Source organism: Pseudoalteromonas piscicida (assembly GCF_000238315.3).
Lineage (GTDB): Bacteria > Pseudomonadota > Gammaproteobacteria > Enterobacterales > Alteromonadaceae > Pseudoalteromonas > Pseudoalteromonas piscicida.
In genome coordinates, this window is sequence record NZ_CP011925.1 from 561649 (window position 1) to 575729 (window position 14081).

At 42.5% G+C, this 14081-nt stretch carries 13 protein-coding genes; 10 read left to right on the forward strand and 3 right to left on the reverse strand.

The genetic code is table 11. The features are described 5' to 3' along the window. Positions 1–65 precede the first annotated feature (65 nt). A complete protein-coding gene (locus PPIS_RS22040) occupies positions 66–2549 on the forward strand; it encodes a S9 family peptidase (RefSeq protein ID WP_010379360.1) in 2484 nt (827 codons plus the stop codon). 81 nt (positions 2550–2630) lie between these two features. Here PPIS_RS22040 and PPIS_RS22045 read toward each other — a convergent pair whose 3' ends face one another. The 3 genes from PPIS_RS22045 to PPIS_RS22060 form a co-directional block, all read right to left on the reverse strand. Continuing rightward, on the reverse strand, positions 2631–3479 hold the full coding sequence (locus tag PPIS_RS22045; protein WP_010379358.1) for an EamA family transporter: 849 nt from the start codon (positions 3477–3479) through the stop codon (positions 2631–2633). Positions 3480–3646: 167 nt separating this feature from the next. After that, a complete protein-coding gene (locus tag PPIS_RS22050; protein WP_010379355.1) occupies positions 3647–4447 on the reverse strand; it encodes a Rossmann-like fold-containing protein in 801 nt (266 codons plus the stop codon). Between the two features lie 297 nt (positions 4448–4744). After that, a complete protein-coding gene (locus PPIS_RS22060) occupies positions 4745–5098 on the reverse strand; it encodes a hypothetical protein (protein WP_010379352.1) in 354 nt (117 codons plus the stop codon). A 255-nt stretch (positions 5099–5353) separates the two neighbouring features. On the opposite strand from PPIS_RS22060, the gene PPIS_RS22065 reads away from it, so the two are divergent. The 9 genes from PPIS_RS22065 (at position 5354) to PPIS_RS22105 (ending at position 14001) form a co-directional block, all read left to right on the forward strand. After that, positions 5354–5569, forward strand: coding sequence for a helix-turn-helix transcriptional regulator (locus tag PPIS_RS22065; RefSeq protein ID WP_010379348.1), 216 nt, complete (start codon positions 5354–5356; stop codon positions 5567–5569). Positions 5570–5673: 104 nt separating this feature from the next. Continuing rightward, on the forward strand, positions 5674–5961 hold the full coding sequence (locus PPIS_RS22070; RefSeq protein ID WP_010379347.1) for a hypothetical protein: 288 nt from the start codon (positions 5674–5676) through the stop codon (positions 5959–5961). Beyond that, the gene (locus PPIS_RS22075) at positions 5958–6533 is read left to right on the forward strand and encodes a hypothetical protein (RefSeq protein WP_010379345.1); all 576 of its coding nucleotides are present in this window, start codon (positions 5958–5960) and stop codon (positions 6531–6533) included. Before PPIS_RS22070 ends, PPIS_RS22075 begins: the two co-directional genes overlap by 4 nt. 294 nt (positions 6534–6827) lie before the next feature. After that, the gene (locus PPIS_RS22080) at positions 6828–8579 is read left to right on the forward strand and encodes a contractile injection system protein, VgrG/Pvc8 family (protein WP_096040906.1); all 1752 of its coding nucleotides are present in this window, start codon (positions 6828–6830) and stop codon (positions 8577–8579) included. Between the two features lie 115 nt (positions 8580–8694). Continuing rightward, complete coding sequence (locus PPIS_RS22085) at positions 8695–10572, forward strand: hypothetical protein (RefSeq protein WP_096040907.1); 1878 nt, start codon at positions 8695–8697, stop codon at positions 10570–10572. A gap of 18 nt (positions 10573–10590) precedes the next feature. Then, on the forward strand, positions 10591–11445 hold the full coding sequence (locus tag PPIS_RS22090) for an immunity 49 family protein (protein WP_010377846.1): 855 nt from the start codon (positions 10591–10593) through the stop codon (positions 11443–11445). Between the two features lie 526 nt (positions 11446–11971). Next, the gene (locus tag PPIS_RS22095; RefSeq protein ID WP_010377848.1) at positions 11972–12652 is read left to right on the forward strand and encodes a polymorphic toxin type 15 domain-containing protein; all 681 of its coding nucleotides are present in this window, start codon (positions 11972–11974) and stop codon (positions 12650–12652) included. A gap of 25 nt (positions 12653–12677) precedes the next feature. Next, positions 12678–13364, forward strand: coding sequence for a GAD-like domain-containing protein (locus PPIS_RS22100; protein WP_010377850.1), 687 nt, complete (start codon positions 12678–12680; stop codon positions 13362–13364). A gap of 172 nt (positions 13365–13536) precedes the next feature. Further along, complete coding sequence (locus PPIS_RS22105; RefSeq protein WP_169922905.1) at positions 13537–14001, forward strand: YrhA family protein; 465 nt, start codon at positions 13537–13539, stop codon at positions 13999–14001. Positions 14002–14081 lie beyond the last annotated feature (80 nt).

The following is a 14081-nucleotide window of genomic DNA, read 5'->3' on the forward strand; positions in this document are numbered from 1 at the left end:
TCTCTGCACATTTCCCGATAATCGTTATATGATCATTCGTTAAACGCCGAAGATAGGTAAATACAGTGAAATTATTAAAACAAATCACATTTATCATATTAATGACTACCGTATCATATACGGTATGTGCACAAGAGCAAGGCTACATGACACCTTCTCCAGAGCTGGCAAAGCTTGTTGATGCACCATTGATCCCTACATCTAAATTGAGTGCAAACGGCAATTGGTTGGCATTGTTACAGCGCAATAGGGTGCTTACGCTCGAAGAGCTTGGGCAGCCAGAGCAAGCGCTTGCGGGGATAAAGTTCAACCCGCAAACCTTTATGCGGACCTCCAGCCGCCAATATAGCTCTATTGAGTTTAAACATGTCGCAACCGGTGCCTTAATTAAGGTGACAGGTCTACCTAAAGGCAAGATCAAGTCGCCAAGTTGGAGTGCAGATAGCCGCTATCTCGCGTTTATTCTTGAACAAGAAAATAGTGCTACGCTTTGGGCTTACGATATTGAGCAGCGCAACCTTAAACAGCTCACTCAATCAACTTTAAATGGCGTGGTGACTTCAACGCCATACCAGTGGTTGCCAGACAGTACTGCAATTATCGCAAATATTGCTATTAATCATGGCAAACAGCCAAGCGCAAAAGATAAATCTAGCCTAACGCCAATAATACAAACCACATCTGGCAAAAAAGCATCAACACGCACTTATCAGAATTTATTGTCTAGTCCCTATGATATTCAGCTATTTAAGTTTTATTCTGAGGGGCAGTTAATTAAGCTAAATCTGAATGCCAGCGCGCAGCAAATTGGTAATCCAACGTATCTTAAACATTTCTCTGTTTCGCCAGACTCTACCAATCTAGTGGTTGGTATGATGGCAGATCCCTTCTCATTCCAAGTGCCTTACAGCCGTTTTCCAGCGGTATGGCAAGTGTGGGGAATGCGTGGCTATCCATTATTTGAAGTTGCAAGACAACCGCTAGCCGACGCACTGCCTGCGGGCTTTGATAGCGTGAGAGAAGGGCCTCGAAAGATCCAATGGCGTGACGACCATGGTGCGACACTGATATGGGCCGAAGCGCAAGATGGTGGGGATATGAGTGTGGAGGTTGACTATCATGACCACCTTTACACGATTAGTTCGCCATTCAAAAAGGAACCTGAACTTTTCGCAAAAGTAGAGCGTCGTTTTTCGAGTGTTGAGTGGGCCGATAACAATGTTGCGATTTTGAATGAATGGCGCTTTGCCGATCGCAGTGTTCGTTCTTCTGTATTTTCTCCGCGTAATCCAGAGCAAAATCGCGTGGTGTTTTCAGAGCGCAGTGCTAATGATGCATACAAAGATCCTGGCAACTTTGTATATGAAAATAGTGATTTAGGTTCAAGAGTATTGAAGCTAGTTGGAGGCAGGTATTTGTTTTTAACGGGCAACGGTGCATCTGAGAAAGGCAACATTCCTTTTTTAGATCGTTATGACGTAAAAACCAATACTTCAACTCGTATTTGGCAGTCGAGCGAACCTTATTACGAAAGAGTGCGTGCGATGTTAGATGACGAAGGGATGCGCTTTATTACCGTGCGTGAGTCACGCCAAGAGCAACCTAACTTTTTTGTCCGAGACTTACAGTTTGATACATTGGAGCAGCTAACTAAGTTTGCGCACCCTTATCCCGCATTTAAAGGCGTTGTAAAAGAGCAAATCAAGTACAAACGTGATGATGGCGTTGAGCTATCCGGTAATCTTTATCTTCCTACTGATTATGACCCATCAAAAGGTCGTATACCTGTGTTGATGTGGGCTTATCCGCTCGAATTTAAAGATAAAGCTGTTGCCTCGCAGGTACGTGAATCGCCTTATCAATTCCCATATATTGGCTATTGGGGACCAATGCCGTATTTAGCAAAAGGTATTGCTGTTTTTGATGATCCGACGATGCCGATTGTGGGGACTGGTGATACGCAACCTAATGATACATTTAGGCAGCAATTGGTCGCGAGTGCAAAGGCAGCTGTTGATACCTTAGTAGAAAAAGGTATAGCAGATCCTAAGCGCATTGCGATTGCAGGGCATTCGTATGGGGCGTTTATGGTGGCTAACTTACTTGCCCATAGTGATTTATTTGCCACTGGCATTGCGCGAAGCGGGGCTTATAATCGCACCTTGACGCCATTTGGTTTTCAGGGGGAGCCGCGTAATTTCTGGGAAGCGCAAAACGTCTATGCCTCTATGTCTCCTTTCTTTCACGCGGAAAAAATCAACGAACCTATGTTGATGATCCATGGAGAGGAAGATCCAAACTCAGGTACTTTTCCTATGCAATCTAAACGTATGTTTGCTGCAATGAATGGCTTAGGTGGCAATGCAAGGCTGGTGATGCTGCCAGAAGAAGGCCATGGCTATAAAGCACGAGAAAGTATTTTACATGTACTTTGGGAGCAAGAGCAGTGGCTTGAAAAGTATCTGTTCCCTGAGAAAGAAGAAGCAATCCCTGAAGACACGTCAACAGATGAAATGATCCCGGTTGCAACGGAAGCGACAGTTAACTAACAATAAATCGATACAGTAGAGGGAGTATAGTAAATCTACTCCCTCTATTTACCATATTCAGTTAGACGAAACTTAAGCTACCTACTCTTTACTGGATACTGAACTGCCGACGGAAGCGGTAATTACCATAAAAATGGCAAGCCATTGCCAAACAGTCAGCAACTCTCCGAGAATTAAAAAGCCAGCCAACGCCGCAACCGCAGGTTCAACGCTCATTAAAATACTAAATCCTTGTGCGGGCATTTTTCGAAGCGCTACCATTTCTAGGCTATAAGGCAGGGCGCTGGATAATAAACCAATCGCGATACCTAATGGGATCAGTGACCAATCAAGCAATGCAGCACCTTGTGACACCACGCCAAACGGTACGATAGCAAGGGCAGCAACCGTCATGCCGATTGCCACAGTCACCCCGCCGGAGCTTTCATTGCCTGAGCGTTTACCGTAGAGAATATATCCTGCCCAACAAGCGCCAGCAACCAAGGCTAAAGCAACACCGACAGGGTCTAAACCATTGACATCGCCAAGATCTGGTAACAATAGCAAGATCCCCAAAATAGCAAATGCAACCCACAAATAATCACGTTTCCGTTTAGATGAAAACAGTGCTACGGCGAGCGGCCCGGTAAACTCTAATGCCACACCAATGCCAATAGGGATACGCTCAATGGCATAGTAAAAGGTGATGTTCATGCCGCCCAAGCATAGGCCATAAACGATGAGTGGTCGCCAGTTTGTCGGTATATGACGCCAAGGTTTGAACACCAAGCATAAAATAAGAGCTGAAAATCCAAGGCGATATGCTGTGGTACCCTCGGGCCCCACAAATGGAAATAACTGCTTGGCAATAGAGGCACCGGATTGAATGGTGACCATAGCGCAAAGTAGGCATAAAATCGCAATGACAAAGTCGCGGCTAAGTAGTGGCATTGAGACCCCAATAAGATAAATAACAAGCTTAAAAATGGCGATATAAGGCTAGTCTAATCGTGTCTAAATAATGGCTCAATTACTTTTGTATATTTTATGCCTTTCTTGATTTTTGAAATGGTTATTTATTGATTTGGTTACTTTTTATTTTCAATGTTTTCTTTTTATTATCGTTCCAATTTTGCTTGTGTACTCAGGTAGTTAAGCCAAGCACTTTCATGCCTTTGCATATTTTTATGCTTTTTCGAATCCAAGTGTGCGAGCTTATCGCTGTCATTGATAAAAGGGCCTGCCCTACAGATAGTGCAGTAATTATCACCCAAATAATCAGGTACTTTGAGCTTTTCTTTGATGGCGTGAGCTGGGTTAACAGACCAGTAATAGCTAATACCGCTGGTGTCTTTTACGTGTTTATCACGGTCGACATTGCGAATTTGATACTCTGGGAACTGTGAAATCTCAAATCGAGATTGGCCGAGGTAATATTGTTCAAGTCCGTTGACAAGGCTGCCTTCTAGATTCCACTCAATATAGGGCTTTACGTCCTTTGAGGTAATGATCCCGAGCTGAGCGCCATTTGGGTCAAGTGCATAAGCCGCTGCGTTTATTAAGAATTCTCGCAGCAATTTCCGATTGAGACTGTTAACGCTCAAGGTCTGGTTTTGGAAGCTTTCAAACGAACCAAATGCAGGAATGAGAGGAAATTGAAAAATAACTGCATCAAAGGCATGCGACGGCACATTTTGCCAACAATACGCCTCAGTGACATCAAATTGAGTCACTACATTAACTCCTAAATCATGCAGCTTATCAAAAGCATTATCTTGATATTTATGCTTAAGTTCACTTTCACTATCGTACACACTGGCAGTAAGATGTGCTGGAGCAAAATGTTTTGCTAATGAATATGAAAAGCTTAAATCGCCATCGCCAACGGTAAGAATACGCCAGTTTTTATCGAGTATCATGGAGCTGTCTAATCGGTAAAAGGAGGAGTTTATCAAATCCGGCTATTATCTTGTAGCAATTGGCCCTTTTATTAGTTTAAAACCAACTAGACAGAATACACCAGCCAAAAACCAAATTCCTCCAGCCACAATTGCAAAACTGGTGGTTTTTTCAGGGGAAACTATGGCTAGCGGCAGTGTAATTGCTCCCCTTACTAAACATAACGTTGAAATTGTAAAGATGGCGGGGCGAAGCATAGGTAATGGTTTGATCCACTTGAGGGCCGAAAGTGCGTAGGCGGTCAAACGTACGCAAAGTCACTCTAAATACTTCCCCCAGTCTTGTGCCTGCCATAGCATTTTGTGCGGTTTGGATCGTTGGTTTATCTGTCCGTTTTGCTTGTCAGCAATAAGTTTTCGTTGTGTACCTTTTTGCTCACGTTGGCGATACGCTAACGCACATAATGGGCACTTAGTATCTTGATGCAGTCCAGAGAGACTAAAAAAAGAACACTTTCCAGATAAAATATAGATGAGTAATCGGAAGGATGTAATTTCGATTGCGTTTTGAGTCTCAACGCGTAGCTTCATGGTGCTTAAATCAATTGAGCTTTCTATCTCACCAATTTGCGTCATGCTTGTTTCAAACGTTTCAGTCTTACGTTTTCTCATGTTGCTGTCCTTTTTAATATGCTGAAAATGCCAAAAAGGAACGTGATGTGCGTAACGCATTGCTTTTTCAGTGTGCGTTACTTCAAGTGTCAGATCTTACAAAGGTATGAGTCCAAAAGCTTAGACTGTTTCAGATTTTTACACTTGACCGTTTCATTTGTTTAACACAAAACACACAAACAAGGCTCAGGCAGGACTATAGCGTTGTCATTGTTAGTAAAAGAATATTAATGGAGTACCCTAAGGAAAAGATAAATGACAATTAAAGCAAGCAGTTTAGTACAGCAACTGAGGTTTGCCGCAGGATACTCTGTAATTCAGTTTGCAAAGAAGATGGGCGTTTCAAAACAAACCATCTACAACTGGGAGAGCGGCCTGACAACACCGGATTTAAACCAAGTAATTAGAATGTACATTGTTTGTGGATTGAACCCCAAGTCTTTACTACCAAAGCGAAAAAAAAAGCAGTAATGATGAACTTGGTGATACCGATACCAACCTCGATTAAATAGCGCAATTTGCAATCAAGGTTGTTACACTATGTATACAAATGTTATTAACATAAGGAATACAAAGTGTATAAAAAAGAAACTAATTACATTTCAAAACAATTACTTCCTGGCGAGCACTTAGGCAGTATTATCGGTTCGAGTGGTGTGGTCGGTGATGGTGCTCAAATTAACCCTAGACAAGGAAGAGACAATATAGCGACTTCTGTAGTACAAGTCATTTCTCACAAGTACTTGCGGCTAATTACAGGCTCTGGCGGTGTAGCAGGTGGTGGAGGCGGTCAAGTTGATCCTCAACAAGTGGAAGGTGCGATACAAACGCCTTACTTTAAATCTAGCAACGAGAAAACATGAGTACGTTATATCAAGTCATAATGGAAAATAACCACCTAATCAATATTTCGATTTGGGTGGTTTTGATAATTTCAGTCTTTCTAAGTAAAGACAGCCCTAATGTTCAGTGGTTAGCAGTCAATATTTTATTTGCACGCACATTAGACATTGCACTGTATGAACCTGCTTTAAAGTTGGGCGGATGGTTTTACTTTATAATGGCGACGCAAAATTTGCTTTTGATGGCGCTCATCATAAAACGCAAACAGATTGCAAACTATATAGCGCAGTTCAATTTAAGCTTTATCAGTCGCTTTGCACAAAAAAGCGCAAAAGACTTTTCCCTAACACCAAATGAGCTCACTTACATACTCATTTTAGCAAGTGCAGCTCTCATTCAAACTGCGTCCCTTATAGAGCGAGGGTTCAGAAAGCTAACTGACTTTAACCCAATATTTATCTATAACGCGTATCCAAGTTTGATGCACATACTCACTATTCTTTCCGTGCTGGTTGTATTTTCACTAGTCATTGATGCTTATCGTGGTTTTTATCCTCGTCGTGACTCTACAAGTCGCAGCAGCTCAATGTGAAAGCATGGCTCGGAGTGAATTGGCTTTGTACTATCACATAACGTGCAGAGGTTACTTTTATTAAAATTGGAGAATTCTCATGATATTGTTACCCAATGATATAGCTAAAAAAATAACAGGAGCAGCAGGCGGTGGAGTAACTAGTCCTGACCTACCTGAGAGAAAAGAGTAAAGTTTGGGTGTAGATTGATTTATATACATGATAAAGTATTAGAAGTAGCCGATCACGAGTACTAAGGAAATAGTACCGCGTATTGGTGGAACAGCTTTAACCAACAACAGTGGACATAAAAAATGCAAACAAGGATTGTGGTGTATGATACTAACCATCCTGTACATGTCGTCGATTTTGAACTCACGACCTGTATCAATAGCGGCTTTTTACTCAAAGCGAACCTAGAATCCCAATTTGACCTAGCTGATGAGTTACTCGTCGGCAATATGCTCACGTTTGAAATTGAGTCACCAGATGCAATATCAACATATTTCACTGGGACTTTGTTTGATATCCAATCTGGTTTTGTGTCTGAGCACACCTGTGGTGCAGAGGTGGTCTTAAAGCCTCGCCTTGAATTACTTAAGCAAACAGAAAAAAGCCAAATCTTTGTACAAGCCAATGTTCAGTCTGTCCTCAATAAGCTGATACAAAAAGCCGGCTATTCACAAGACCGGATAAAATGGCGAGTCACTAAAGATTTACCCACGCTACCGCAGTGCGTACAAGCGCTAGAAAACGACTACACCTTTTTCACCCGACTCTTAGCAAAGTACGGCTTAATTTATTGGTTTGAATGCCATGATTTTATTGAGTCGATAGTGATTGCCGAGGGGAATCTTGCAAGCCCCTATATTGAGCGAGGCTTGCTGTCGGTAACGGATAAAGATGGTCTGGTTCACGAACATGAAACCGGCTTTGTTGGGTTTACGCAGTGCCAAAGCCGCCATCGTTTTAAAATGGGTGGCTCACAAGTGCACATGAATGCCCATCCGCCAACCTCGGTCAGCTCGGCGCAGCGCAGCTATTTTGAGCCTGCGGCACAAAATCCCGCTGAGCAATTTGAGCGCACCGGCAATCTCGAGCTTGCCTATCAACAAGGTAAAAATGAAGTCACGCTGGTAGGAAACGTAGCCGAAGCCAATGCTGGTTATTCGTTTTCGTTAAATGGTAAATTGGGCACAGCGAAAGGTGGCGATTATACCTGTATTCGCAGTAAACAGATTTATAAGCAAGGCAGTGCCAATGACCCTAAGCAAGTTGCATATCATAGCGAGTCGGTTTGTGTACCACGGGGTGAGCCAATACGTATCGCGCCCCCAGAGCATAGCCCAAAACCGATGGTGTTTACCGCCACGGTACGTTCGCTGTCAGGGTCAAAGGCCAATCCTCATGTCGATACACAAGGGCAATATGCCACGCAAGTACATTTTGATAGTCAGGTGACCGAGTCGGTCAAGCGCCTCACACAATATGCCTGTCGCGGCCAAAAGCAGCCGACGGGGTTACATTTTCCACTGCTGCCAGACAGTAATGTGCTCATCGGTTGCATGAACAACGACCCAGACCAAAGTTACCTGTTAGGCTTTGCCCTTAACGACACCCAACCGTCGGTTGTTACCAGCGCCAATAACGCCCAAAACGTGTTGTGCTCTCGCGGCCAAAACCTGTTGATGTTTGATGACACCCCAAATACCCCGCATATTGTGTTGCAAACCTTAGCGGGCAACCAGCACTTGGTGTTACATGGGGATAAAAAGCAGCCTTATATTCACTGGCTTGCACAACTTGGTGCGATGAACATTTTTGCAGCCAAAGACATCCAACTTGGCAGTGTTAAAAGTGCAATCCGACTACTCACCAATAAAACCTTTATTGCCAGCGCCAAACAACAACTGGCACTGGAGAGTAAAAAGTCAGTCATTGCCGATGCAGCAACCAACCTAGACGTCACCGCCAATCAAATAGAACCTCAAGGCAGACAACAACCTCACCATCACCGCCCCGGCGGGAAGTCAAATCATTCAAAGCCAAGGCAATATCACGATTAAAGGCAGTGGCTCTGGCAACCTCACTCTTGCCAATGGCGGCAGTGAAATCAGCATTGACTCAAGTGGTAACGTCAACATCTTTGCAGACAAGTTACTGACCTTAAAAGGCAAAGCCATGACCGTGTTTGACGGCAGCATGGAGCAAGATATTGGTGGTAAACAAAGCGCCACTATGCCGAGTGTACCGCAAATAGCGCAGATAGCAGCAAATCAACGCTTGTCGTTAACCGCTGATGGTACGGCATCACTTGCTGATAAAACCATTGACCTTTCGTATTTTTATAGCGACGGCACACCAGTAGAAGACATTGATTACGAAGTCGTGATGGATAACGGCAAAAAATACACCGGCCAGCTTAGTCGCGGTACTGCAGAAATCATTGATGTGCCTGCTGGGAATTATACCGTGAGTTACATCGGCGAGGACGAAGAGAAGATTGTCTCGTTACGCCAAGAGCTTCGCACGGCCCTTGACCAAATGGTTGCAGAAATCCGCAAGCAAGCTGACATTCAAGAGCGCCTGATTGATGACGAAAATCTTGGGATGCAAGGACTTATCTATAGCGGTGCTTTCTTATACGGGCTTTATCAGCAAGGAGAAAGCATTGTAACGGGAGTTGCAGATTTAGTCGAAGGCACAGCAGGGGCAATTTATGATGTTGGCGCAGCAACTTTCCGTATTTTGGGCCACCTCGCAACTGGCGATGTGGAAGCTATGCGGGCAGAGTTACAGCAAATTATGTCAACTGCCTCAGAGTCCATTAATGGCATCGTTGAAGCGTTTGAAACATTAGTTATAATTGCAGAAGATGAAGAAGCGCGTACTTTACTTGCAAACTTTCCAGCACGTTACTTTAATGCCCATTCCAGTGTTGAACGTACCAGAATGGCAGGTCGCTTGTCGTTTGAAATACTGCTTGCCCTTGCCACCTTTGGTAGTGGTGCAGTGGTTTCTGCTATCGCTAAATCCAATTACTTTGTTAAAGCAACCCGCGCATTGGAAAAGCTCACTCAAGCCACCAAGTTAAAACGCTTAAATTACACTCGCTCGGGTACAACTGAAAAAGTACAACTAGACCGGCTCCCAAAGGTCGAAACCGACATTGACGACGTTAAAAGAATTGAGTCTGTCGCACCCGCCTCAGTTGCATTAAAAGTTAACCCTAGGACGCATGTTCAAATATTATTGGATGACTTTTTAAGTGATGCACCAGAGCATGTAAAGAATAATTACCGGGTTGCATTACGAGATGGAAAACCGTATATAACAAGGCGAAACCAAACGGTCAGTGACCAATTGCAGTATGTTGACGGCCAAATTGTTTTCGCCTCGAATAGAATTGATACACCTAATAAAGTCTTGCAACGCTTGAAGGTTGACCACAAGTCACTCACTCCAGCGGCAAAACAAAAGCTTAGGACGCTAGAAGCACAAAGAAATCAAGCCATCGCCAAACGCGATGCCGCATTAAAGTCTGGTAATGCAGAGCACCTTAAAGCAGCATATAAAGATATGCGTGCAGCCAGTGAAGAGCTGGGTGAAGAAGCCGCCCGGATCTTCGTAGAACAAAATTACCCAGGAGCAACACCACTGAGATCAAAGTTACTCACAGATGGTAAGCAAGGACAATTTGACCAATTATATCAAACCGAAGACGGTAGACTCCTAGTTATTGAAGCCAAAGGTGGTAGCGCAACTTGGGGGAGTCGAATGGCCGGAAAGCGTAGAGCTCAGCAGGGCTCAAGAGAATACATGGACTCTATTTTCAAGAATTACGAAGATAAATTAAGAGAGTATCTAGATAGCCCCAATTTTGGATCTGACAAACATGAAGTATTTACAAATCAAGTTGAACAACTTGAAGATATGATAGACGCTTATAAATCATCAAAGCTAACAGAAAGCATAGATTATATAGGTGTGCAACAAAGAGTTCGAGACAACGGACTTGTCGAAGTGATAGACATAACAGAGTTTGATATTATAAGGTAAGTTGGAGCGTTAAAATAAATGGTTAAAAATCACTATAGTTACGCAAAGCGAACGTACGACAGAGCGAATAAGCTATATGAGAAAAGTAATAGTATTTTTTTAGAAACACTTCAAAAAAATGGCTGTCATACGTTATCTACATTCGCGTCGTTAAATTTAGAAGAGATGTTCCCTCTTGAAGTTCTCGAAAGTCCAGGTAGCGACAAAGCATGGCATTACATTGCAAGAGCCTTACAGCTGAAGCTTGCTATTTTCCAATTTAATGAAAGCCCTGATAGCATATTCAAATTTGCCTATGATAACGAAGTAATTGAACTATCTGGGCAGCTATCTCCACAATATGCAAACATATTTAATTGGCAAAAAGCGCTGTTCTGCGCCATTATCACTCGAAATCAAACTGCGATTGATTACTTAATAACTGTAGATAACTCAGTTTTTAAATCAGCCAAATATTCAGAGCAGCTCTTGCCTTTTGATTTTGCATATGTTGATTTGCTCAAAGCTATTTTTACACCCAGTGCAGATTTAAACCAAGCGATAGAAAAAGCGTTAATCGCCAGTGATCCAAATGACTGTAGTGAAGACGACGTATACCTTTATTCAAGTCGCTTAGAATGGCCAATAGTGTCTGTGATTCTTGGTATATTTACCGATGATAGTGGAACGGAATACAACCAGGCAGTAGAGAGTGCTAGCGCCCTGCATAATGAATACTATAACACTGATGACCGAAGGTACTCGTTAGACGGAGCTATTTCAATACCTCTCACTGCCATGGCTTCATTAGCAAAAGACATTAAAGGTTACGACTTGACCACAGAAAATGGCTATATACCTGATTGGTTGGTAAACCCTAACCCACCAAAATGATTAAGTTAAATTAAAAAGATGTCTAATTTGCTAAACCACACTCTTTAACAACATAGATGTTGCAAGGCTAGGTTCAATTATCCTCCTAGCCTACATTTCTCATCAAATTTCTTCTGTTGCTTTCATGTACATTTTTAATTAGAGAAGCTGAGGTAGCTAACTTTCAACTGCTTTATTGAGATGGTATGTAATGGTAAGACGAAGTCACAAATAAAGGCCCAAGACATACCACAACCATAAGTAAGGTTATCTAAAAAAATACTGGAGAATCCCTCTCGGCTGCGCTTGCCGTACTACGCAAGCTCGGCAAAGGCGACCCAGTTAAATACCTAAGAGACATCAACTGGCAAGACCTAGGAAAACAATCCGCCACGGAAGTAAAAAACATCGTCAAAGGCCTACGCGACTCACTTGATGACATGTCTACCAGTTGGCACTACGACCTACTACTTCCAGACGCCGCCATCGAAGGCATGCAAGCCACAGTAAAACGCCTAGACGACGTCACCCCAAAATCGACCAGCATATGCAACAAGCCGCCCAAGAAATCGGACAGCGAGTTAATAAAGCACTGGATGAATATCAAGGCCAATCACCAATTCGAGGCGTCACCGACAAGCCCACCAAAGCCAAAGCCGATGAATTGGAACCACCAAAAGGGAATGAGTTGCCGGGGGCAGCAATAAAACGTATGCCGCAACATAAAGTAGCTTGCTTTAAGAAGAACGATAAAGGCACTGTACAAGAATACGACCGACAGTTAGAAGGCCAAATGAAAGGGCTTAATAACATGACAGTAAAAGAATACCTTGATAATCGCGACGCTTTTAAAAAGATTGGACGAAAAGGAACTGGGAAAGCACAAAAGAAAGCAAGAGAAGACTTTAAGAACGAACTTATTTTAAAGTACGAGGAAAAGCTTAATAATAGCGGTGAGTATTTTGGAGATGAAGCCATCAAGCAAGCCAAGCAGCTCGCGAGTAAAGATATGAAAACCCTTCATGCGCTACATAACCCTGATATGATAGCGGGCGGATTAGATGAGGTCGTTGAATTAGGGGATGCAAGTGTGAACCAATCTATTGGCGCGCAATGGAATAATAACGGCTTTGACGACAACGGTATGAAGACTACATCGAGTCGAGTTGAAATAATGGATATTGAGGCAAAAAAGCACTCTCTACACTTGGTCCCGATACAAAGTTAAATATGAACCTACATAGGTGCAAATAATGAATAAGTTTTTTGACAATTTTTATAACTATAAAGGTTTTGGGCCGGCTACCCACTCAATTGAAACCTCACAGGAGGTTTTGGACTTTTATCATGATAAATTACCCAAAAAATTACTCGACTACTGGCTAGAGTATGGCTTTTCCAGTTGGGGGAAAGGCATATTCTGGACCGTAAATCCAAAAGAGTATGAAGAAGCTTTAGCGTATTGGTTGCGCGGTACTGAGTTCGAAGAGAGACAATTACGAGGGGTTGATAAGTACCACGTAATCGCAATTGGAGCTTTTGGTCGAATGTTTATTTGGGGTGAAACATCGGGTCAAAGTATTAAAATCAACCCAGGTTATGCAATGATTTTACCTACCAACAAAACTGAAGACCTTAATAAGTTTGGCTCTGAACGATGTATAGAGTTATTTTTTGCTACGATGTCAAAGGACCTTGTTGATGAGAAAGACCTTGATGATAGGCTTTTATTTGAACGAGCTTTGGAGAAGTTAGGTCCTCTAGAAAATGGAGAAATCTATGGCTTTGTGCCAGCTCTTGCCCTTGGTGGCGAACCTAAGCTTGAGAATCTCCAAAAGGTAAAAGCCACGGAACATTTAGCTTTCTTAGCAGACCTTGGAGAGAAGCGTGTTATGGCCGATATCGTTGCGCTATCTAATCAATTACCCCATAACCAATAGCACTTTTTTAAGTCCGTTAAATACATAGATGTTGCAAGGCTAGGTTCAATCATCTTCCTAGCCTACACTCCTCACCAAATTTCTTTTGCTGCTTTCGTTTTAAAAATGACGCACTATGAAACAATAAACGTCGATTGGCCAATTCCCGAAGGCTTGGTTTATCCTAAGTGAGATGATGATGAGCGTACTAATCAATTTGATCGAACAGAAAAACAAAATAGAAGAATCGCAATACCAAGAAGGTTTTTTACTTCCTCCTGCAACTGAGAAACAACTTATAAAGCTGCAAGAAAACTCATTAAGATTGTTTAAGAGGAAAATATCAGACCAGTTTATAGAATTATTAAAAATTTCAAATGGTTTTTCTGTAAATGGTTTAAACGTGTATGGTGCAAACACCATCGAAAGTCCAATTTATCTACCAGGTATAATTGAAGCCAATGAATCATTTTATGAAGAGTGCTCCCTGAAGCAATTTATTGCATATGCTGATGAAAACATGAGGCGTGTAGTTTTCAATTTGAACACCCGACTCTATGCTGTCATAGATAGAGTTACTTGGGAAATAATTGATGAGTATGAAACGTTTGAAGAAGCGTTACTTGCATTAATTGAGGAGAGTTGTGTGTTTGAATAATGCATACCAACTCAGGATTACATGAAAAGTTACCCGCTTCAATCGGTGACTGCCAGTCTACGTGTTAAGCGGGTAAATTG

Coding starts and splice junctions, on each gene's coding strand:
- PPIS_RS22045 (WP_010379358.1), bottom strand. CDS start 3,479: ATGCCACTACTTAGCCGCGACTTTGTCATTGCGATTTTATGCCTACTT.
- PPIS_RS22050 (WP_010379355.1), bottom strand. CDS start 4,447: ATGATACTCGATAAAAACTGGCGTATTCTTACCGTTGGCGATGGCGAT.
- PPIS_RS22060 (WP_010379352.1), bottom strand. CDS start 5,098: ATGAGAAAACGTAAGACTGAAACGTTTGAAACAAGCATGACGCAAATT.
- PPIS_RS22065 (WP_010379348.1), top strand. CDS start 5,354: ATGACAATTAAAGCAAGCAGTTTAGTACAGCAACTGAGGTTTGCCGCA.
- PPIS_RS22075 (WP_010379345.1), top strand. CDS start 5,958: ATGAGTACGTTATATCAAGTCATAATGGAAAATAACCACCTAATCAAT.
- PPIS_RS22080 (WP_096040906.1), top strand. CDS start 6,828: ATGCAAACAAGGATTGTGGTGTATGATACTAACCATCCTGTACATGTC.
- PPIS_RS22085 (WP_096040907.1), top strand. CDS start 8,695: ATGACCGTGTTTGACGGCAGCATGGAGCAAGATATTGGTGGTAAACAA.
- PPIS_RS22090 (WP_010377846.1), top strand. CDS start 10,591: ATGGTTAAAAATCACTATAGTTACGCAAAGCGAACGTACGACAGAGCG.
- PPIS_RS22095 (WP_010377848.1), top strand. CDS start 11,972: ATGCAACAAGCCGCCCAAGAAATCGGACAGCGAGTTAATAAAGCACTG.
- PPIS_RS22100 (WP_010377850.1), top strand. CDS start 12,678: ATGAATAAGTTTTTTGACAATTTTTATAACTATAAAGGTTTTGGGCCG.
- PPIS_RS22105 (WP_169922905.1), top strand. CDS start 13,537: ATGATGATGAGCGTACTAATCAATTTGATCGAACAGAAAAACAAAATA.